The organism is Halomonas terrestris (genome assembly GCF_049166755.1).
Lineage (GTDB): Bacteria > Pseudomonadota > Gammaproteobacteria > Pseudomonadales > Halomonadaceae > Halomonas.
Genome location: NZ_JBMHFZ010000004.1, coordinates 87469 through 106811, shown reverse-complemented (window position 1 = coordinate 106811; position 19343 = coordinate 87469). Strand labels below are relative to the sequence as shown.

Genomic DNA, 19343 nt, shown 5'->3' with positions numbered 1-19343 from the left:
CATGCCCGACCTCACCCTGATCGTCGCCGGCGATCCCGGCCAACTCACCGGGGGCTATGTCTATGACGCCCGGATGGTCGCGGAACTGCGGTGCCGCGGCTGGCGGGTCGCGGTGACCGGGCTCGAGGGGCGCTTCCCGGAACCCGACGCCACGGCGCGGCGCAGCCTGGACGCGGCCCTGGCCGCACTGCCCGATGCGGCCCGGGTGGTGATCGACGGCCTGGCCATGGGCGGGCTGCCCGACGTGGTCGAGCGTCATGCCGACCGCCTGGCGATCACCGCCCTGGTGCACCATCCGCTGGCAGACGAGACCGGCCTCGGCGAGGCGCGTCGACGACGCCTGTTCGACAGCGAGGTCCGTGCGCTGGCCGTGGCCCGGCGGGTGATCGTCACCAGTGCCTGGACCGCCCGCGGCCTGTCACGCTTCCGGGTGCCCGAGGCGCGCATCCGGGTGGTCGAGCCGGGAGTCGAGCGGGCGGCGCTGGCCGCCAGTGCGCTGGACCTCGAGGCCGCGGCCCGCCCGCAGCGGCTGCTCTGCGTGGCGACGCTGATTCCGCGCAAGGGCCATGACCTGCTGGTCGAGGTGCTGGCCGGGCTCGCGGATCGCCCCTGGGAGTGCGAGGCCATCGGCAGCCACCGGAGGGACCCGGCGCATGCCGCCCGCCTGCTCGCCGCGACCCGTCACCACGGCCTGGCCGATCGGCTGCGCTGGCCGGGGGAATGCGGTGCCGGCGACCTGGCCGCGGCCTACCATGGCGCCGACCTGTTCGTGCTGCCATCGCACTACGAGGGTTACGGCATGGTGGTCACCGAGGCCCTGGCCCGGGGGCTGCCGGTGATCACGACCACCGGCGGGGCGCTGGCCGACACCCTGCCGCCGGAGGCGGGCATCGCCGTCCCCCCCGGTGATGCGGCGGCACTGCGCGAGGCACTGGCCCGCTGGTGTGACGACGCCGGGCTGCGCCGTCGGTTGAGACGCGGGGCACGCCGTGTACGCGAGGGGCTGGCGGACTGGCACCGGGCCGGCGAACGATTCGCGGTGGCCCTGGCGCTTCCGCCGCCCGCCTCGCACCGTTCGGGAGGCGGACCATGAACCGTCCGCCGTCCGGGGAGCGCTTCACCGCCGACTGGCTCGCCCTGCGCGAAGCGCTGGACGCCCGTTCGCGCAGTCACTGCCTGACCGGGCTCGCCGCGACCTGGCTGGCCGCACGCCCGGGGCAGCACGGCGTGGTCGACCTGGGCTGCGGCAGCGGCAGCAACCTCGCCTTCCTGGCCCCCCGCCTGCCGGGGCCGCAACACTGGCGGTTGGTCGACCACGACACCGGACTGCTGGCCCTGGCCCGGCAACGTGGGGCCAGGCTGCGCGACGGCGCCGGCCGGCGGATCACGCTGGAGGGTCGCTGTCGCGACCTGGCGCCGGTGGATGATGGCCTGCTGGCCGGTGCCGACCTGGTGGTGGCCTCGGCCCTGCTCGACCTGGTCTCCCGCCGCTGGGCGAGGGCGCTGGTGGCCGCCTGTGCCGAGCGCCGCCAGGCGCTGCTCGTCACCCTCAGTGTCGATGGTGACTGGGCCTTCCTGGACGCCGCGGGGGAGCGCCTCGAGGACGAGGAGGACGCGGCGGTGCGCGACCTGTTCCAGGCCCACCAGCGCCGTGACAAGGGGCTGGGGACGGCCCTGGGCGGCGAGGCCCCGATGGTGCTGGCAGACGCCATGAGAGAAGCCGGCTATCGGGTGGAGACCGCCGCCACCCCCTGGCACCTGGTCGTCGGCGACCCCGCCGGGGGAGCCCTGGCCGAGGCCCTGGTCGACGGCTGGCACGCCGCCGCCCTGGTGCAGTCACCGTCGCAAGCGGACCGCCTGGCGGACTGGCGGGAGCGCCGCCTGGCCGGACTGGCCGCCGGCAAACTGGGGGTGATGGTGGGGCACAGGGACCTCCTGGCCCTGCCTTCCCCGTCCGGGAGCGGGGACTGAGCGTGTCCGGGGTGTTCCGGTTGCCGGGCGTCGGCTGGCGTCGCGGCGGTTCAGCCGGGGGCGGTCCGGGAGCCGTCGAGCTCGAGGTCGAAGAGGGTGTCGTCGCCGCAGCGAAAGGTACGCACCCCTGGCCGCCGGGCCTGGTCCAGGGTGGCGATGGGCGTCATGGTCAGCCCCGGACGGCCGGAGCCGATCAGCAGCGGCGCCAACAGCAGGTGCAACCGGTCGAGCACGCCGGCCTCGAGGAAACGCGAGACAGTGATCCCGCCGCCCTCGATCAGTACCCGGCCGAGACCACGTGCGGCCAGGGCGTCGAGGACCGCGGCCGGGACGAAACCGCCGTCGACCAGCGGCAGTCTCAGGCGGGTGACGTGTCCGGCGCCCGGGCCGTCGGGCTCGGCGTCCTCGCCGAGCAGGTGCAGGGTCGGGGCCTGGGCCTCACGCAGCAGTCGTAGTCGCGCGGGTGCCCGCCCGCGGGGGTCGAGGATCACCCGCACCGGCTGTCGGCCGGGCACGTGGCGCACCGTGAGCAGGGGATCATCTGCGCAGGCGGTGCCGACGCCGACCACCACGGCGTCGACCAGCCCGCGCAGCCGGTGGAGGTGTACCCGGCTGGCCAGGCCGTTGATGTAGTGGGAGTGGCCGCACTCGGTGGCGATGCGGCCATCCAGGCTCTGGCCGAGCTGGGCAATCGCCAGGCGGCCGGACCGGGCAGCCAGCGGAGCCAGGCAGTCCAGCAGCTCGCGGGCGTCATCCGCGACGGGGCCCGCGGCCGTCCAGCCGGCAGCGGTCAGGTGCAGCCGGCCCGATCCGGCCGGCGTGGGCGGGTTGATGAGCGCCTGCCAGGCGTCATCGAGGGTCAGCAGGGCGTCGGGGGAGCGCATACGGTCTCCGGATCGGGAGCAGGTGATCATCATGCGCAGTTCCCCGGGGCGAAGCAAAGGGACGGGATGCCAGGGGCCAGCCGGTACCCGGCCGCGACGCAGGAAGGAGAGAGCGATGCATCAGGTTGAACGGGCCATCTTCGATCTACGCCGGGGGCTGCCGGTACTGCTGGTCGACGGCGAGTCGCGCGTGCTGGTGCAGGCCATCGAGGGCGCGGCCGAGACGGCGGTGGCGCGCCTGGCCCGTGAAGCCGGCACGACCCCGGCGCTGGTGCTGAGTCCCCATCGCCTGGCGCTGCTGGGCGAGGTCGGGGCAGTGGCGACGGCGCGCCTGCCGCTGCCGGAGGGGGGCGGGCGGCAACGCCTTGCCGAGCTGGCCTTCGGCCCTCGGCCGGAGGCGCTGCCGGGACGCGCCGAGCTGGCCCGCTGGCGCCGGGCCCTCCAACCCGCGGAGCGGGCCGACCGGGCGGCGCTGGCGCTGATGCGCCGGGCGCTGCTCATCCCCTCGGCGCTGGTGGCCCGGGTGGATGACTCGCGCCGCGCCGCGGTGGAGGCCCTGGTGGCCGAGGGTACCCTGCTGGCGGTCGCGGCCGACAAGGCCGAATGCTGCCCGGCAGGTGCCCCGGGCATGCTCAAGCGGGTCAGCGAGGCGCGGATACCGCTGGTCGACGCCTTCGACTGCCGCTTCGTCCTGTTCCGCGAGCCCGACGGGCTGCGTGAACATGTGGCGGTGGTGATCGGCGAGCCGGAGGCCGGCGAGGCCCCCGTGCCGCTGCGGCTGCACTCGGCCTGTCTGACCGGTGACCTGTTCGGCAGCCTGCGCTGCGACTGTGGCGAGCAGCTGCGCAAGGCCGTCACCGGGATCGAGGCCCTGGGCGGCGGCGTGCTGCTCTACCTGGCCCAGGAGGGGCGCGGCATCGGCCTGGCCAACAAGCTTCGCGCCTACACCCTGCAGGACAGCGGGCTCGACACCCTGGACGCCGACCGCACCCTCGGCTTCGACGAGGACGAGCGACACTACGGGGTGGCCGTGGACATGCTCGCTTCGCTGGGCATTCGGCGGGTACAGCTGCTGACCAACAACCCCCGCAAGGTGGCGGCACTGAGTGCGGGGGGCATCGAGGTGGTATCGCGCCAGGCGCTCTACGGCAGCCTCAACGACCACAACCGGCGCTACCTCAGCGCCAAGGCGGAGCGTGCCGGTCACCTGCTGGATGCCGTGTTCAACGGCCACGGCGAGGGGCCGGGGCGGTCCTGAACGACGCACCCGCGACGGTCAGCCGTGGGTGCGCCCGGTGTCCATGGCCTGGGTCTCGCGCAGGATGCGGGCGATGCGCTTGGCGTAGTGGGCGACGAGCCGCTCGCCGAGCTCGGGGGTGCCGAGATGGGCATTGCCCACCACGCCCCCGGGGTTCAGGTCCTCGGCCAGCCAGGCGAACGCGGCCTCGCCCTCGGGGCCCAGCAGTAATCCCTGTTCCGCCATCGCCTGCCCCCGTGAGCGCGGGTGATCCAGCTGGTCGAGGCGGACCTTGTCGGGGGCCAGGTGGCGCATCATGGCGGTCTCGATGGCGCCGCCGTGCAGGCCGTGGCGCAGCTCGTCGGCCGGCAGCCCGCCGGCCGGCAGGGTGCCCGGCGGCGGCATGCGCATGGTGTTGACCTTGACCACCATCAGGCCGTCCCGGCGGCGCAGCCGTAGCGCGGCGAGGTCCATCACCGCCTTGTTGCCCCCGTGGCTGTTGACCAGCACCAGGCGCTTGAGGCCCGCCCGGGCCACGGCTTCGCCGTAGGCTTCCAGGGTGGAGATGGCGAGGTCCGGCGAGAGGCTCAGGGTGCCGGGGAAACTCAGGTGCTCGTCGCTGGCGCCCAGCGCCATGGGCGGCAGGATCACCAGCGGGAAGCGGTCGGGGAGGTGCGTCAGGGCGGCCTCCAGCAGCCCCTGCCCGATATCGAGGTCGGTGGAGAGCGGCAGGTGGGCGCCGTGCTGCTCGATGGCACCGAGCACCATCACCGCCACGGTATTGCTCTGCAGGAATTCCATCTCGCGGCTGGTGAGATCCTGCCAGCGGGGGATGTCCCGTGCATGGCTCATCGCGTCTGCTCCTCGGGTCGTGGGAAGGCGTCGAGACGTGCATAGAGATCACCTGAGGCCAGACCCTCGCCTCCCTGGGCCAGCCACTGGCGCGTGGCCTCCGGCGAACGCCACTCCGACCACAGGAAACGGCGGCCCTCGCCGGCGATGGCGTTGAATCGATAATGGCCCAGGTGGGCCAGTCGTGCCACGCAGCGTTCGGCGATGTCCAGGGCACCGGCGACGAACTCGACCGACACGCCCTGCAGGGGCTGGCTGAGCCCGGCCAGCACCTCGGCCTCGTAGCCCTCCACGTCGATCTTGCAGAAGCGCGGCAGCCCATGCGCGGCGATCAGCGCATCCAGGGTGGTCACCGGGACCCGCAGGCGTCGTTCCCAGCGCACGTCGCGAAAGCCGGGGTTGCGCTCGCCGATGGCGTCACGCCACTCCCGGGCCAGGGTGGAGACCGTCGGCGTCGCCTCGCTCACCGCCAGTTCCGCCTCGCCGGGGGCGGCGCCGGCGGCGCAGGGCAGCAGGGTGACCCCGGGGCGGTGGCCCACCAGCCGCTTCAGCCAGGGGATGAGGGCCGGCTGGGGCTCCAGGGCGACGACCCGGGCCCCCAGCCCCTGGAAGGCGGCGGTGCGATCGCCCAGGTGGGCACCCACGTCGAAGACCAGGTCTCCCGGTGCGATGAAGTCGGCGTAGAGTCGCCGCAGGCCCCGCTGGCGTCCCGGGCGCCAGTAGATCAGCAGCGAGCGGGTCAGGCCGAGACCGCGGCGCAGGCGTGCCGGCCAGGAGAGCACCGTCATGGGGGACTCCTCGTTCGCTGCAGTCGCTGGGTGGGCATCTCCCCCGGTGACTCGGGGGGCGGCGGGTGCAGGGACCCGGAGCCGGTCGGTGGCGCCGTCCGGTCTCCCAGCAGGGTGCTCGCCGAGCACTCTTCCGGGGTCTTCAGCAGGCCGAGGCGCGTGATCGCTCCGGCCAGGCGGCGGCTGCCGCTGGCCCTGATCAGCAGCGGCGCCAGCAGCAGGGCGAACCATACCGGCGAGAGCCACCACAGCAGCGTCGGTGCCAGCCACAGCACCAGGCCCGCCCAGAGGGCCCCGAGCAGGGCGAAGGGCCCGCCGTGGCGGAGCGCCGCGGGCCAGGCCACGGCACGTCCCTCGCGGGGCTGGGCGTCCCAGTCGACGCTGGTGCCGGTCAGCACCCCGAGCACGAAGGCGCTGTGGAAGGCCATCATCACCGGCGCCAACAGGATGGCGGCGCCGGCCTCCAGCAGGGCGCCGGTGAGCAGGCGGCGGCGGCCGCCATAGCCACGGGCCCGGCGCCCCAGGGCCAGCAGCAGGCCGAGCAGCTTGGGCAGCAGCAGCAGCGCGAGGGTGACGCCGAGCAGGATGAGAATCAGCTCCGGCCGGGCCTGGGGCCAGTGGGGAAAGAGCGGGGCGGCGCCGTCGAAGTCGGCCACCCTGCGCTGGGCGCGCAGCGTGGCGTCCAGGCTGCCGGCCAGCAGCACCCCCAGCCACAGCAGCGAGGAGAGGTAGGCCATGGCGCCCATCGCGAAGTGCAGGCGGTTCAGGACGTGCAGCCCCGGGGCGGCCAGCAGGCGCAGGTGCTGCAGGTTGCCCTGGGTCCAGCGACGGTCACGGCGGGCGTAGTCGAGCAGGTTGCCGGGCATCTCCTCGAAACTGCCGGCGATGCGGGTCTCCAGCTGCACCTGCCAGCCGGCCCGTCGCAGCAGGGCGGCCTCGACGAAATCGTGGCTGAGGATCTCGCCCCCCAGTGGCGGGCGGCCAGGCAGCCGAGGCAGGCCGCCATGGGCCATGAAGGCCGGGAGGCGCAGGATGGCGTTGTGACCCCAGTAGTTGGCGGTATCGGCCTGCCAGCAGCTCTGGCCGGCGGCCAGCATGGGCGCGTAGAGGCTCGCCGCGAACTGGGCCAGCCGCCCGAACGGCGTGGCCTGGCGCACCGGCAGCGGTACCGTCTGGATCAGCCCCGTTCCGGGGCGTGCCTGCATGGCCCGCACCAGCGCCAGCAGCGCCTCGCCGCTCATGCGGCTGTCGGCGTCCAGCACCACCAGGAAGTCGTAGCGTGCGCCCCAGCGTCGGCAGAACTCGGCGATGTTGCCCGCCTTGCGCCCGGTGTTGTCGGGGCGCCGCCGGTAGTGCAGCGCCAGTCGGCCCTCCAGTCGCTGCTGCAGGACGGCCACCGCCCGGGCCTCCGTTTCGGCGATGGCGTCGTCGGTGGTGTCGCTGAGCACGAAGAGCTCGAAGTGGCGGGCCTCGCCGGTGGCGATCAGCGACTCGGCACTGGCCTGAAGGGCGGCCACCACACGGGCAGGAGCCTCGTTGTGCACCGGCATGGCGAGTACCGTGCGCCGGGTGATCGGCAGCCGCCGTTCGGCCTCGAGCGCCGGACGCCGGGCCAGGGTCAGGGGATCGCGCCCGGCGAGCAGCAGCAGGAAGCCGAACAGCGCCGACCAGCAGGCCGTGGCGATCCAGGCGAAGGTGAGGGTGAAGAGCACCAGGATCATCACCTGCAGGGCCGTGACGCCGCCGGGCTGCAGGATGCGGAGCATCAGGCCGGCACCGACCAGGGTGGTGAGGGTCACGAGCAGGGCCAGCAGCGCCCGCCGGGTGGCCAGCCAGGGCAGGCGTTGGCCACCGGCGAGGCCGCGGGCGGCGATGTCAGCGCTGCTCGTCGGGGTACCAGACATGATTCCAGGTCTCGCTGAGGATCTCGTCGTGCAGGGTCAGCCGCAGGCGCATGTCGGCGGGCTGTCGGCCCTCGGGATCGAGGCGGAAGGAGGCGCGCCAGCCGCGGCCGTCGGGGAGCGGGCGGGTCTGCAGGTGGTGCGGGCGGCCGCTGCTGGTGTCGAGTTGCGCCTCCACCGGCTGGTCGGGTGCGAGTCCCTCGAGTTCGCCGCCGCTGAAATCGACCATGAAGTGGCGTCGGCTCCCGGGTGGCGGGGCGGGCTGCCCGGGCACGCCGCCCCAGCCCTGGCGGGTTCGCTCGACCCGTGCCAGCCGCTGCTCGGGCAGGGCCGCGCCGAAGGTGCGGGTACGATAGCGCAGGTGCCTCGAGTCGCCGGCATGCAGGGGGTCGTCGCCGACCCAGTAGGCGACGATGTTGTCATGGGTCTCGTTCTCGGCGGGAATCTCGACGAGTTCCACGCCACCGGATCCCCAGCCCTCCAGCGGTTCGACCCACTGGCCGGGGCGGCGCTCGTAGCGGGCTTCCAGGTCCAGGTAGCGGGCGAAGTCGCGCTCGCGCTGGGCCAGGCCGAAGCCGCTCGGGTGGTGGTCGCGCAGCGACGAGACGCGCAGGGTGCGCGGGTTGGTCAGCGGCCGCCAGATCCATTCGCCGCGTCCGGTATGCACCAGCAGGCCGTCGGAATCGTGCACCGCCGGGCGGTGGTCATCCACCGCCCGCGGGGTGGTGTCGCCGTGGGCGAACATGCTGGTCAGCGGGGCGATGCCCAGCTTGCCCAGGTCGCGACGGGCGAACAGGCGGGCCTCGATATCCACCGTGACGTCGCGTCCCGGGGCGATGTCGAAACGGTAGGCGCCGGCCAGCGAGGGGCTGTCGAGTAGCGCGAGCACCGTCATGCGCGTGGCGTCCGGGGCCGGGCGCACCAGCCAGAACTCGCGGAACGCCGGGAACTCCTCGCCCCGGGGAGTCGCGGTGTCGATGGCCAGCCCCCGAGCCGAGAGGCCGTAGCCCTGGCCGCGCCCCACCATGCGGAAGTAGGAGGCGCCCAGGAAGACCAGGAACTCGTCCTGGTGGTCGGCGCGGTTGAGCGGGAAGTGCAGGCGGAAGCCGGCGTGGCCGGCCCCCTCCAGGTCGTGCTCGAGCAGCGCGGCGGCCTGGTCGTCGTAGCGGAAGCGTGCCGGGTCGAAGGGCAGTGGGGATGCCTCGCCGCCCTCCACCAGGTGGAGCCGCACGGGCGAGTCGAACAGGAAACCGGTGTGGAACAGCTGCACCGAGAAGAGCCCTTCGTCGCCCCACAGGGCGGCTTCGGGGCGAAAGCGGATCTGCCGGTAGGTGTCGTAGTCGAGCTTTCGCAGCGCCTCGGGCAGGGGCGGTGGCCGGTAGCGGTAGGGGGCGGCAGCGAGCGCCTCGGCCCGCTCGCCGACCGCCGCGAACAGTGCCTCCAGGTCGGCCGCGGAAGTCGCCGCCGGGGCCAGTCCGGGCATGCCGAGCAGGGCCAGCAGGGCAAGCAGTCGCAGGAGGCGAGACGGCAGGGGCATGACAGCTTCTCCGGGTTCTCGACACAGTGTCGTCATGGACGGCCGATCCTGCACGCCCCTCGGGACGACGCTCGGGAGAGGCGTGATTCCACAACACTTGTACATCATGGGGTAAATGTATACTGAATGCCGGTGCGCTATCCTCAACGGCAGGGCCGCGTCACGGCCCTTCATCCGAGGATTCCTCGCCATGCTGCGACTGCTGATGGGGGCGGCCCTGCTCAACGTCCTGCTGCTGCTGCCGCTCTGGCTGCGCTTCGGCGGGCTGTCGATGCGCTGGATCGCCCTGGAGGCCCTGCTGCTGGCGGCCCTGCTGGCCCTGCTGCCGGCAGGCGGCCGAGTCGCCTGGCTGCGCTGGCCGGTACTGGTGGCCGTGGTGGCGGCGATGCTGGCCGCCCTGGGGGATGCCGCCACCCATGTGGCCTTCGGGCGCTCGCTCAACCTCTATCTGGACCTGCCCCTGTTGCGTTCGGTCTTCCACCTGCTGGAGGGCAACCTGGGGCGGGTGGTCGCCCTGGCGGCATCGCTGCTGGGCCTCCTGCTGACCGTGCTGGGGATCTGGCTGCTGTCGCGTCTTCTGTGCGGGCTCCAGGGCCTGGCGCGTGGTGGCCTGGCCGCGGGGCTGGCGGGGGTGATGCTGGCGGCGAGCGGCACCCTGGTGGCCACCGAGTTCCATCACCCCAGGCTGCTGCCGGTGGCGCGCACCCCGCTGCTGGACACCCTGCGCTTCCAGGGGCAGCAGCTGGTCGAGACGCATCGTGCCCACCGCGACTTCGTCGTCCGCATGGCCGAGTCGCCGGCGCCGGCGCAGGCACTGGAGGGGCTGGCCGGCCGGGACGTCCTGCTGGTGTTCGTGGAGTCCTACGGCGTCGCGGCGCTGTTCGACGAGCGCTATGCGGGCAGGGTCGTGCCACGGCTCGAGGAGATGGCCGAGCGCTTCGAGGCGGCGGGCCTGTCGGTGGTCTCGGGCACCCTGGAGGCACCGATCCGCGGTGGCCAGTCGTGGCTGGCCCATGCCAGCATCCTGAGCGGACTGCGGATCGACAACCCGCTCTGGTATCGGCTGATGCTGGCGAGTGACCAGGCCACCCTGGTGGACGACTTCCGCGCCACCGGCCACCGCACCCTCACCGTGATGCCCGCCATCACCCTGGCCTGGCCCGAGGGCGAGGCCTACGGCTTCGACGAGATCCACGCCGCCGCCGACATCGACTACGCCGGTCCGGCACTGAACTGGGTGACCATGCCCGACCAGTTCACCCTGCACTATTTCGAGAAGCACCTCAGGAGCGGCGGTCCGCCCATGCCCCCGTCCGCTCGCGAGCCACTGTTCGCCCAGATCGCCCTGATCAGCAGCCATGCCCCCTGGACGCCGGTCATTCCGGTGCTCGATGACTGGAGCGAGGTGGGCGACGGCAGTGTCTTCCGGCGCTGGGCCGATGCCGGCGATCCTCCCGAGGTGCTGTGGCAGGATCTCGAGCGGGTACGGGACCACTACGCCATGTCGCTGGACTACGCTTTACATGCCAGCACGCGCTGGGCCGAGGAGTTCGTCGACGACGACACCCTGCTGATCCTGCTGGGGGACCATCAGGCCGCACCCCTCATCACCGGCGAGGAGACCAGTGGGGGCGTACCGGTGCACGTCATCAGCGGTGCCCCGGCGCTGCTCGAGCCCTTCCTGGCCCGCGGTTTCGTCACCGGCACCCTGCCGCCTCCGGACGATGCGCAGGCCGGCGTCGATCGCCCCGGGATGGAGCGCCTGCGCGGCTGGCTGCACGAGGATTTCGGCAGCCGTTCCGGAGACGTGCGGGTCCGGACGGTGCCGAACGAACGATGACGGGGCGGCCGCAGGGCCCGGAGGCAGCATGACGCGACGACATTTCACGGCGGCAGGGATTCTGACTGCGGCAGCGGGCCTGTCGCTGCTGACGGCCCCCGGGGCCTCTGCCTGGGAGCTGGATCGCGAGGCCAGCCACATCGAGTTGATCGGCACCGCCGACGGTCGCGAGGCGGTGACGCGAGTCGAGGCCTTCGACGTCGAGCTCGAGGGCGACCCGGATGACCCGGCCAGCGGGAGCCTGGTGCTGGTGTTGCACTCGGCGAGCATCACCAGCGGCAGCGCCATGGTCGATGACATGCTGCATGGCCGGAACTGGTTCGACGTCGAGTCCCACCCGAGGATCGTCTATCGCAGCACCGCCATCCATGAGCCGGCGCCGGGCGAGCTGCACGTCGAGGGTGAACTCGAGGTGCTCGGCGAGAGCTACCCCCTGGAGGTGCCGGTCGGCTGGGGGAGTGACGGCGAGCGGGTACGGGCCGAGGGCCGCCTGTCACTCGACCGCACCGACTTCGACGTCGGGCGCGGCGCCTGGCGCACCGAGGGCACGGTGAAGCACGAGGTGCACGTCGACTTCGCCCTCGAGCTGGTGGCGCCGTGAGCCTCGCCTGGCGCAATCACGCCGCCGGCTGGGGCCTGGTGGCACGGCTGCTGCACTGGCTGGTGGCCGGCCTGGTGCTCTTCCTGCTGGGGCTGGGGCTCTACATGGGCGGGGTCGAAGACGTCTTCCGCCAGTTCGAGCTGTTCCAGCTCCACAAGTCGGTGGGCGTGCTGGTCTGGCTGTTGATGCTGCTGCGCCTGGGCTGGCGCCTGTGGGACCCGCCACCGCCACCGCTGCCGGCCCGGGCCTGGGAGCACCGCCTGGCGCGCTGGGTGCATGGGCTCTTCTACGTGCTGCTGCTGGTCATGCCGATCACCGGCTACCTGATGGCCTCGGCCTCGACGCTGGAGATACCCACCCGGGTGTTCGGCCTGGTCGAACTGCCGCACCTGCTGTCGCCCAGCGAGTGGCTGGAGACCCTCTTCTACACCCTGCACCAGTGGCTCGGCTGGCTGCTGATGCTGGGTATCGCCCTGCACCTGGGCGGTGCGCTCAAGCACCATGTCATCGACCGGGACGCGACGCTGCGGCGGATGCTGGTCGGCCGTTGAGGTCGTGTCGCCGCTGGCGTCGCCAGCCGAAGGAGGAGATACCCCGTGTTCACGCCCGTGATCCTGGCCGGTGGCAACGGCGTGCGGCTCTGGCCGCTGTCGCGCCGGGCGCGCCCCAAGCAGTTCCTCTCCCTGGAGGACGACCGCAGTCTGCTGGCCCGGACCCTGTCCCGGCTCGATGGGCTGGCGGTCGCGCCGCCCATCGTCATCTGTCACGAGGCGCACCGCTTCCTGGCGGCCGAGCAGCTGCGCCGGGCCGGTGTCGAGGGGGCGACCCTGCTGCTCGAGCCCGAGGGACGCGGCACCGCCCCGGCCATCGCCCTGGCGGCCCTGCTGGCGGATCGCGAGGGGCATGAGGGGCCGCTGCTGGTGCTGCCCTCGGACCATCACCTGGGCGACGAGGGCGCCTTCCGCGATGCCCTGGAGTGCGCCGCCCGCCTGGCCGAGGGGGGCCGGATCGTCACCTTCGGCGTGGTGCCGACCCGTGCCGAGACGGGCTTCGGCTATTTGCAGTCCGGCGAGCCCCTGTGCGGCGGCTTCGAGGTGGTGCGCTTCGTCGAGAAGCCCGATGCCGCCACCGCCGAGGCCTTCCTCGCCGCCGGCGACCACTACTGGAACAGCGGGATCTTCATGCTGCGCCCGGCGGACGCCCTGGCGGCCCTGGCGAGCCACGCCCCGGCGATCCTCGTGGCCTGCCGCCAGGCCCTGGCGGGCGCCGCGACCGACCTGGACTTCCTGCGCCCCGTGGAAGCGGCCTTCCTGGCGTGCCCGGCGAACTCCTTCGACGTGGCGGTGATGGAACACACCGACCGGGCGGCCATGGTGCCGCTGGACGCGGGCTGGAGCGACATCGGCTCCTGGCAGGCGCTGTGGGAGGTGCTGCCCCGCGACGGCGACGGCAATGCCCTGCGCGGCGACGTGGCCTGCGAGGCGAGCCGCGGGCTGCTGGTGCACGCCGAGTCTCGGCTGGTGGCGACCCTGGGGGTGGCGGACCTGGTGATCGTCGAGACCCGTGACGCGGTGCTGGTGGCCGACCGCGCCCGCAGCCAGGCGCTGCGCGGCCTGGTCGACCGCCTCGAGGCCGGTGGCCGCCCGGAGACCCGCCAGACCCCCACGGTCATCCGCCCCTGGGGGCACTACGAGACGGTGGACGCCGGCGAGCGCCACCAGGTCAAGCACATCACGGTGAAGCCCGGCGCGCGGCTGTCGCGGCAGCTTCACCACCATCGCGCCGAGCACTGGATCGTGGTCAGCGGCACCGCCCGGGTGACCCTGGACGACGAGACCTTCCTGGTGGGCGAGAACGAGTCGACCTTCATCCCCGTGGGGCGGGTGCACTGCCTGGAGAACCCCGGGCGAGCTCCCCTGGAGCTGATCGAGGTGCAGTCCGGCAGCTACCTGGGCGAGGACGACATCGTGCGCCTCGAAGACCGCTACGGGCGGGAGTGACCTTTCTCATGCCCAAGCGTCTCAAAGGTCCTTGACCAGCCGCAGGGCGTCGTAGATGGCGGCATGGGTGTTCCGGGACTCGACGGCGTCGCCGATCCGGAACAGCTGGAAGCTGCCGTGCGGGTTACGCACGACGGCCTGGGGCCGGCCGACGATCAGGTCGTCGTAGTTCACCGCGCCGCCGTTGCTCGAGTGCGGCTTCAGCTCGAAATAGATGTCGGCCATCGGCGTGATGCCGAAGTTGACCACCACCTGATCGATGCGTCGCGCATGGTTCAGATCCAGATAGTCGCTGCTGATAGTGGCCAGCAGCTCGCCGCCGTCGCGCTCCACGGACTTCAGCCGATAGGTGGGCGTGAAGGTGACGTTTGGCCGTTGCAGGGCGCGCATGTAGGGCACCAGGTTCATGGCCATGATCTCCGCCGAGAAGGTGCGGTCGGGTGTCATGATCTCGAGCTCGGCCCCGGCGGTGGCAACGATCTCCGCCGCCTGCAGGGCGGCATGATCGCCGGCCTCGTCGAACAGCAGCACCCGCTTCCCCGGTGCCACGTGTCCGGACAGGATACCCCAGGTGTTGACCACCAGGTCGTGCCCGACCGCTGGCCGGTCTTCCAGGGGGTAGCCGCCGGTGGCCACGATCACCACGTCCGGCTTCTCGGCGAGCACGTCCTCGACCTCGGCCCAGACGTTGTAGCGGATCTCGACGCCGAGGGCCTCGCAGCGCGCCAGGCGCCAGTCGATGATGCCCATCATCTCCCGGCGGCGCTCGCTCTGGGCGGTGAGGCGCACCTGGCCGCCGGCGTCGCTGGCGGCCTCCAGCACCACCACCTCGTGCCCCCGCTCGCCGGCGACCCGGGCGGCCTCCAGCCCCGCGGGTCCGGCGCCGATGATCACCATCCGGCGTTGCTGTGCCGCCCTGGGGATGGCGTGGGGCATGGTGGTTTCCCGTCCGGTGGCGGCGTTGTGGATGCAGTAGGCGGCGCCGCCCTGGTAGATGCGGTCGAGGCAGTAGTTGGCGCCGACGCAGGGGCGGATCTCCTCCTCGCGCCCCTCGACGATCTTGCGCACGATGTGGGGGTCGGCCATGTGGGCACGGGTCATGCCGATCATGTCGACCTTGCCCGAGGCGATGGCATGGCGGGCGGTGGCGACGTCCTGGATCTTGGCGCCATGGAAGGTGGGAAAGTCGACCTCGCGACGGATCTCGCCGGCGAAGTCCAGATGCGGGGCGCTGGGCATGCCCTGGATGGGAATCACGTCGGTGAGCCCCGCGTCGGTGTCGATATGCCCACGGACCACATTGAGGAAGTCGACCAGGCCGCTCTCCTTCAGACGCCGGGAGATCTCCATGCCGTCGCCGGCCGCAAGCCCCCCCGGCAGCATCTCGTCGCCGGTGTAGCGAACGCCGACGATGAACGCCTCGCCGACCCGCTGGCGGATGGCGCGCAGCACGTCGAAGGTGAAGCGCAGCCGGTTGTCGAGATCCCCGCCATAGGACCCCTCCAGGGTATTGGTCAGCGGCGACCAGAACTGGTCCATCAGGTGGCCATAGGCCTGCAGCTCGATGCCATCGAGGCCGGCCGCGTGCATGCGCTCGGCGGCATCGGCGTAGTCGTGGACCAGGCGCTCGATATCCCACTCCTCGACCTGCTTGGGAAAGGCGCGATGGGACGCTTCGCGGCGGTGGGAGGCCGATACCGCCGGCAGCCAGTCTCCCTTGTCCCAGCGGGTGCGCCGGCCCAGGTGGGTCAGCTGGATCATCACCGCGGTGCCGTGCTCGTGGCAGGCGTCGGTCAGCTCGCGCATCCAGGGCACCACCTCGTCCCTGTAGGCCAGGATGTTGTTGAACACCGGCGGGCTGTCCCTGGCCACCGCCGCGGACCCGGCCGTCATGGTCAGGCCAAGGCCGGCCCTGGCGCGCTCGACGTGGTAGGCGCGATAGAGCGCCTTGGGCATCCCGTCCTCGGGGTAGGCGGGCTCGTGGGACGTCATCATGATCCGGTTCTTCAGGGTCAGATGCTTGAGCTGGAAGGGCTGCAGCAGCGGGTCGTTCGCCATGGTCGGGCCTCGGGGTCCTTGTTGTTCTCGGGGGCTTGGCAGCGTGAATGTACAGTGTGGTTTGTTTTGTGTTCATAGGTGTACATTGTGCGACGCGCGATGACCAGGCCAGGGCGCTGCCTGGCTCGGAAGCCGGCGCAATCAGGCATGCCGATGGCGTGGCGGGGATGCTCGGAGCCACTCCAGCGGTGGCTCAGGACGAGGCCAGGCCCTCATCGCCATCCGAGGGGGAGTCACCGTGCCGGGCATGGAAGCGCTTGAGTTCCCGGGGCGTGGGGGGCTGACCGGTGAATATCTCCACATAGGAGGGGATGCGCGCCATGCGCACCGCCAGCGACTCCCGGGTCTTCATGGAGATATAGCCGATCTGGGTCAGGTAGATGGTGCGCCCGCGCACATTGGCCGCCAGGCCGTCATAGCCGTGGGCGACGAACATCCGCGTCAGCGCCTCGATGCGCGCCTCGTCGGCGACATCGATCTCCCGGGATACCGCGTCCGACTGCAGCGCCCAGCTGCGCATCGCGAATTCCAGTTGCGAATCGAACAGCCCGGGGTCCAGCCAGCAGTCGAAGACGTTCAGGATCGCCTCGGTGATGTTCTCGGCATAGGCCTCGGTCTGTCGTACCAGGCCGCGGGTATTCTTCTCCCGCCAGCGTTCGATCAGGGCGTCCAGCAACGCCTCGCGGTCCTTGAAGAACCAGTAGAAGCTGGTGCGCGAGAGATTGAGCCGCTTCGCCAGCGGCAGGATCCGCACGCTGTCCACGCCGGACTCGAGCAGCAACTCGAAGGCCGCATCGAGCCAGGCCTCGCGGGAGCCTTTCCATCGGGTGTCGTGGTGATCGGCGGATGGCATCGGGGCGGTCTCCCTGGTCCCGGAACACAGCGTGTCAGGAAAGGCGCTGGAGAAGTCCGGAGTGTACATGGGTGTCAGGTCGATGCACACGAAGGCGCATCGCGCCGAGGGATCGATTGCTGACCTGCGGCTCAATAGAGCCGGAACGACTCGTGCTCGGGGTGCCCCTCGAGCTTCTGGATCACCTTGCGGTAGCGCTTGTACTCCCACTGGTACTGGGCCGGATCCAGGGCGATGGCGGCCTCCACGCAGGCGTTGACGCCGGTGGCGGAGACGGTCTCGTCGGTCGAGTAGACGCGCTCGTCGGCGGCCAGGAAGTGGATCGCGAAGCCGCGGCCGGGCAGGCGTCTCGCCACGCCGGTGACCACCCGGGCCTCGGTACGGGCCACCAGCTTGGGCAGCAGGGTGGCGGTGTAGGCGGGGCGGCCGAAGAAGGCGGCGAAGACGCCGCTGCCCCAGTCCGGCTCCTGGTCGGGCAGGATGCCGATCGCCTCGCCGCGCTTGAGCGCCTTGAGCAGGGCGGCGACGCCGCGGGGGTTGGTGGGCACCAGGCTGGCCCCCATGCGCTCGCGCCCTTCCCGGGTCACGGCGTCGAGCTCGGCGAGCTTCGGCGGCTCGTACATGGCGGTGAAGGGGAAGTGGCGGGAGAGCCAGAAGTTGAGCACCTCCCAGTTGCCGAAGTGCGGGGCCAGCACGATGACCCCGCGGCCCTCGGCGCGGGCCTCGTCGAGCAACTCGCGGCCGTTCACCTCGAGGATCGACGCCGCCACCCGTTCCGGCCTGGCCATCCAGGCGAAGCCCAGCTCCAGCATGGTGGCGGTGGAGTGGGTCAGGCTCTCGCGCGCCAGCCGTCGCCGTTCGGCCTCTCCCCGGTCGGGATAGACCTGGGCCAGGTTGATCGCGGTGACCTCCCGTTCGCGGCGGCTGAAGCGGTGCACCAGCGGGCCAGCCAGGCGCGAGAGACGCCACAGCGTCGACAGGCGCCGGCCGGCGAGCAGCCGCCAGAGGGTGGCGATGGCGCGGGACTGGAAGCGACTGGAACGGGACTCCGGTGTGGCCATGCTCAGATCAGCCAGGTATCCACGTTGTCGGGCGCCCGCCTTTCCTGCAGGCCCTTGAACCCCTTGACGCAGCGCACGATCAACCACACGGCCAGGGCCAGCAGCAGGGGAATGCCGATCACTACCAGCGCCAGCATGAAGGCGATGACCGAGTAGAGCAGGCCGATCCAGAAGGTGCGGATCTGGTAGCGGTAGTGCTCATCGAGCCACTCGGGCCCCTTGCCGCTGTAGACATAGGCGATGACCACCCCGATCACCGAGGTGAAACCGACCACGAAGCTGGCCAGGTAGAGGGCGTAGATCACCATGGCCATGGTGGTGTCCGGCGACTTGCCCCGGTCGATGGTCACGTGGTCGTTCTGCACCCTGTCATTCCGGAAATCGTCGTTCATGGGTCGTCCCTGAAGCTGGGCGTGTGTCAGGCGCCCATGATACCGGCCGCCGGCGACATTGCCACCGGCAGTGCCGGTCGAGCCGGCAGGGTCAGCTGGCGTCCGGTCGATGCGGTCGGCTGATCTCCAGCAGGTTGCCGTCCGGGTCGCGCAGGTAGAGCGATTCGATCTCGCCGGTGGCCCCCTGACGAGGCACCGGGCCCAGTTCCACCTCGACATCCAGCGCCTCCAGGTGACGCTTGACCTCGTCCAGCGGCAGCAGGCTGCGCAGGCAGAGGTCGAGGCTGCCGGGCGTGGGGGTGGCCGCCCTGGGGCTGACGTCGGTGTCGGTCCAGTGCAGCCGCAGCGCCAGGTCGCCGAGCATCAGGTCGACGCGCTCGCGGTCACGATAGCGCACGTCGAGCCCCAGCACCCGGGAGTAGAAGTCCACGGCGCGGGAAATGTCGGTCACGGTGATGACCAGGTGGTCCAGACCTGACAGCATTCACATCTCCTTGAAAGATTGTTCTGGCACAGAGGATACGATGATGCCGACCTGCCCGCTATGTGCATCTCGCGATACGCTCCATTACCACCGCGATGCCCGGCGCGACTATCACCGCTGCCGGCGGTGTGGCCTGGTGTTCGTCCCTGCCGCGCAGCGCCTCGACCCGGCGGCGGAACGGGCGGTCTACGACCGGCACGAGAACTCCCCGGACGACCCCGGCTATCGCCGTTTCCTGTCGCGGCTCGCCGAGCCGCTGCGCGCGCGGCTCGCGCCCGGTGACCGGGGCCTCGACTTCGGCGCCGGGCCCGGGCCGACCCTGTCGGTGATGTTCGAGGAGGCGGGACACCCCATGGCGATCTACGACCCCTTCTATGCGCCGGATGCCTCGGTGCTGGAACAGCTGTACGACTTCATCACCGCCACCGAGGTGGTCGAACACCTCTTCGAGCCCGGTCGCGAGCTCGCGAGGTTGGCCGCCATGCTGCCCCCGGGTGGCTGGCTGGGCCTGATGACCAAGCGGGTCACCGACCGGGAGGCGTTCGCCGGCTGGCACTACATCCTCGATCCCACCCATGTCTGCTTCTTCAGCGAGTCGAGCTTCGCGTGGCTGGCCGGGCAGCTGGGGATGGACCTCGAGTTCCCCGCCGCGGACGTCGTGTTGCTGCAGAAACGATAGCTGCCTGCGCCTGGGGGCCCGTTCGCCGGACGGGTGCCGGGTGGGGCATGCCACCGTGGCGATTGACTTCCCGGGGCCCGGGCGTATGATTCGCGCGCTCCGGTATGGCGTCGGCCTGTTCGGGAGTCGCCGGACCTGTCCGCCGACAAGGCGCTGGCCGATAATGTCTGCCACTCTTTCTCTCCTTCGTTTTCATCTGCTGCTG

Annotated in this window: 18 protein-coding genes; 8 read left to right on the top strand and 10 right to left on the bottom strand. The window is 71.5% G+C overall.

Annotated features, from left to right (window positions below; translation table 11 throughout):
* Position 1: 1 nt before the first annotated feature.
* Both ACOMD9_RS06005 and ACOMD9_RS06000 read left to right on the top strand, forming a co-directional pair.
* Positions 2-1093: a glycosyltransferase family 4 protein gene (locus tag ACOMD9_RS06005; RefSeq protein WP_421412790.1), complete on the top strand. Its 1092-nt coding sequence runs from the start codon at positions 2-4 to the stop codon at positions 1091-1093.
* Entirely contained in the window at positions 1090-1971 is an 882-nt protein-coding gene (locus ACOMD9_RS06000) for a class I SAM-dependent methyltransferase (protein WP_421412788.1), read from the top strand. Before ACOMD9_RS06005 ends, ACOMD9_RS06000 begins: the two co-directional genes overlap by 4 nt.
* Positions 1972-2021: 50 nt before the next feature.
* On the opposite strand, the gene ACOMD9_RS05995 is transcribed toward ACOMD9_RS06000, so the two are convergent.
* A complete protein-coding gene (locus ACOMD9_RS05995) occupies positions 2022-2855 on the bottom strand; it encodes a RibD family protein (protein ID WP_421412787.1) in 834 nt (277 codons plus the stop codon).
* Between the two features lie 115 nt (positions 2856-2970).
* Between ACOMD9_RS05995 and ACOMD9_RS05990 the strand changes: the two genes are divergently transcribed.
* On the top strand, positions 2971-4113 hold the full coding sequence (locus ACOMD9_RS05990; protein ID WP_421412786.1) for a GTP cyclohydrolase II: 1143 nt from the start codon (positions 2971-2973) through the stop codon (positions 4111-4113).
* Positions 4114-4131: 18 nt separating this feature from the next.
* Here ACOMD9_RS05990 and ACOMD9_RS05985 read toward each other — a convergent pair whose 3' ends face one another.
* From ACOMD9_RS05985 to ACOMD9_RS05970, 4 genes are read right to left on the bottom strand one after another with little or no spacing between them, the layout of a single operon-like run.
* The gene (locus ACOMD9_RS05985) at positions 4132-4944 is read right to left on the bottom strand and encodes a creatininase family protein (protein ID WP_421412785.1); all 813 of its coding nucleotides are present in this window, start codon (positions 4942-4944) and stop codon (positions 4132-4134) included.
* Positions 4941-5732, bottom strand: coding sequence for an FkbM family methyltransferase (locus tag ACOMD9_RS05980; protein ID WP_421412784.1), 792 nt, complete (start codon positions 5730-5732; stop codon positions 4941-4943). Before ACOMD9_RS05980 ends, ACOMD9_RS05985 begins: the two co-directional genes overlap by 4 nt.
* Positions 5729-7636 (bottom strand): glucans biosynthesis glucosyltransferase MdoH, encoded by a 1908-nt coding sequence (mdoH, locus tag ACOMD9_RS05975; RefSeq protein WP_421412782.1) that lies wholly within the window; start codon positions 7634-7636, stop codon positions 5729-5731. Before mdoH ends, ACOMD9_RS05980 begins: the two co-directional genes overlap by 4 nt.
* On the bottom strand, positions 7608-9170 hold the full coding sequence (locus ACOMD9_RS05970; protein WP_421412781.1) for an OpgD/OpgG family glucan biosynthesis protein: 1563 nt from the start codon (positions 9168-9170) through the stop codon (positions 7608-7610). The genes mdoH and ACOMD9_RS05970 overlap by 29 nt, the downstream gene beginning before the upstream one ends.
* A 190-nt stretch (positions 9171-9360) precedes the next feature.
* On the opposite strand from ACOMD9_RS05970, the gene ACOMD9_RS05965 reads away from it, so the two are divergent.
* Genes ACOMD9_RS05965 through ACOMD9_RS05950 form a run of 4 tightly spaced genes read left to right on the top strand, consistent with a single transcriptional unit; the run spans position 9361 to position 13611 of the window.
* A complete protein-coding gene (locus ACOMD9_RS05965; RefSeq protein WP_421412779.1) occupies positions 9361-11010 on the top strand; it encodes an alkaline phosphatase family protein in 1650 nt (549 codons plus the stop codon).
* Between the two features lie 28 nt (positions 11011-11038).
* Positions 11039-11611: a YceI family protein gene (locus ACOMD9_RS05960; RefSeq protein ID WP_421412777.1), complete on the top strand. Its 573-nt coding sequence runs from the start codon at positions 11039-11041 to the stop codon at positions 11609-11611.
* The gene (locus ACOMD9_RS05955) at positions 11608-12162 is read left to right on the top strand and encodes a cytochrome b (RefSeq protein WP_421412776.1); all 555 of its coding nucleotides are present in this window, start codon (positions 11608-11610) and stop codon (positions 12160-12162) included. Before ACOMD9_RS05960 ends, ACOMD9_RS05955 begins: the two co-directional genes overlap by 4 nt.
* A 45-nt stretch (positions 12163-12207) precedes the next feature.
* Positions 12208-13611, top strand: a complete 1404-nt coding sequence (locus ACOMD9_RS05950) for a mannose-1-phosphate guanylyltransferase/mannose-6-phosphate isomerase (RefSeq protein WP_421412775.1) — start codon at positions 12208-12210, stop codon at positions 13609-13611.
* A gap of 21 nt (positions 13612-13632) precedes the next feature.
* On the opposite strand, the gene ACOMD9_RS05945 is transcribed toward ACOMD9_RS05950, so the two are convergent.
* The 5 genes from ACOMD9_RS05945 to ACOMD9_RS05925 all read right to left on the bottom strand — a co-directional run bounded on the left by ACOMD9_RS05945 (position 13633) and on the right by ACOMD9_RS05925 (position 18459).
* Complete coding sequence (locus ACOMD9_RS05945; protein WP_421412773.1) at positions 13633-15669, bottom strand: oxidoreductase; 2037 nt, start codon at positions 15667-15669, stop codon at positions 13633-13635.
* Between the two features lie 193 nt (positions 15670-15862).
* On the bottom strand, positions 15863-16522 hold the full coding sequence (locus ACOMD9_RS05940) for a TetR/AcrR family transcriptional regulator (RefSeq protein ID WP_421412771.1): 660 nt from the start codon (positions 16520-16522) through the stop codon (positions 15863-15865).
* A 131-nt stretch (positions 16523-16653) separates the two neighbouring features.
* Positions 16654-17583 carry a lysophospholipid acyltransferase family protein gene (locus tag ACOMD9_RS05935; RefSeq protein ID WP_421412769.1) on the bottom strand — a complete coding sequence of 310 codons (930 nt, stop codon included), beginning with the start codon at positions 17581-17583 and terminating at the stop codon, positions 16654-16656.
* 2 nt (positions 17584-17585) lie between these two features.
* Positions 17586-17897 carry a DUF4870 family protein gene (locus ACOMD9_RS05930; RefSeq protein ID WP_421412970.1) on the bottom strand — a complete coding sequence of 104 codons (312 nt, stop codon included), beginning with the start codon at positions 17895-17897 and terminating at the stop codon, positions 17586-17588.
* A 169-nt stretch (positions 17898-18066) separates the two neighbouring features.
* Positions 18067-18459 carry a VOC family protein gene (locus ACOMD9_RS05925; protein ID WP_421412768.1) on the bottom strand — a complete coding sequence of 131 codons (393 nt, stop codon included), beginning with the start codon at positions 18457-18459 and terminating at the stop codon, positions 18067-18069.
* 40 nt (positions 18460-18499) lie between these two features.
* Between ACOMD9_RS05925 and ACOMD9_RS05920 the strand changes: the two genes are divergently transcribed.
* Positions 18500-19138 (top strand): methyltransferase domain-containing protein, encoded by a 639-nt coding sequence (locus tag ACOMD9_RS05920; protein ID WP_421412767.1) that lies wholly within the window; start codon positions 18500-18502, stop codon positions 19136-19138.
* Positions 19139-19343: the final 205 nt, after the last annotated feature.

Excerpts from the sequence above, each read along its gene's own strand:
- ACOMD9_RS06005 (WP_421412790.1), top strand. The coding sequence starts at position 2 with ATGCCCGACCTCACCCTGATCGTCGCCGGCGATCCCGGCCAACTCACC.
- ACOMD9_RS06000 (WP_421412788.1), top strand. The coding sequence starts at position 1,090 with ATGAACCGTCCGCCGTCCGGGGAGCGCTTCACCGCCGACTGGCTCGCC.
- ACOMD9_RS05995 (WP_421412787.1), bottom strand. The coding sequence starts at position 2,855 with ATGCGCTCCCCCGACGCCCTGCTGACCCTCGATGACGCCTGGCAGGCG.
- ACOMD9_RS05990 (WP_421412786.1), top strand. The coding sequence starts at position 2,971 with ATGCATCAGGTTGAACGGGCCATCTTCGATCTACGCCGGGGGCTGCCG.
- ACOMD9_RS05985 (WP_421412785.1), bottom strand. The coding sequence starts at position 4,944 with ATGAGCCATGCACGGGACATCCCCCGCTGGCAGGATCTCACCAGCCGC.
- ACOMD9_RS05980 (WP_421412784.1), bottom strand. The coding sequence starts at position 5,732 with ATGACGGTGCTCTCCTGGCCGGCACGCCTGCGCCGCGGTCTCGGCCTG.
- mdoH (WP_421412782.1), bottom strand. The coding sequence starts at position 7,636 with ATGTCTGGTACCCCGACGAGCAGCGCTGACATCGCCGCCCGCGGCCTC.
- ACOMD9_RS05970 (WP_421412781.1), bottom strand. The coding sequence starts at position 9,170 with ATGCCCCTGCCGTCTCGCCTCCTGCGACTGCTTGCCCTGCTGGCCCTG.
- ACOMD9_RS05965 (WP_421412779.1), top strand. The coding sequence starts at position 9,361 with ATGCTGCGACTGCTGATGGGGGCGGCCCTGCTCAACGTCCTGCTGCTG.
- ACOMD9_RS05960 (WP_421412777.1), top strand. The coding sequence starts at position 11,039 with ATGACGCGACGACATTTCACGGCGGCAGGGATTCTGACTGCGGCAGCG.
- ACOMD9_RS05945 (WP_421412773.1), bottom strand. The coding sequence starts at position 15,669 with ATGGCGAACGACCCGCTGCTGCAGCCCTTCCAGCTCAAGCATCTGACC.
- ACOMD9_RS05940 (WP_421412771.1), bottom strand. The coding sequence starts at position 16,522 with ATGCCATCCGCCGATCACCACGACACCCGATGGAAAGGCTCCCGCGAG.
- ACOMD9_RS05935 (WP_421412769.1), bottom strand. The coding sequence starts at position 17,583 with ATGGCCACACCGGAGTCCCGTTCCAGTCGCTTCCAGTCCCGCGCCATC.
- ACOMD9_RS05930 (WP_421412970.1), bottom strand. The coding sequence starts at position 17,897 with ATGGCCATGGTGATCTACGCCCTCTACCTGGCCAGCTTCGTGGTCGGT.
- ACOMD9_RS05925 (WP_421412768.1), bottom strand. The coding sequence starts at position 18,459 with ATGCTGTCAGGTCTGGACCACCTGGTCATCACCGTGACCGACATTTCC.
- ACOMD9_RS05920 (WP_421412767.1), top strand. The coding sequence starts at position 18,500 with ATGATGCCGACCTGCCCGCTATGTGCATCTCGCGATACGCTCCATTAC.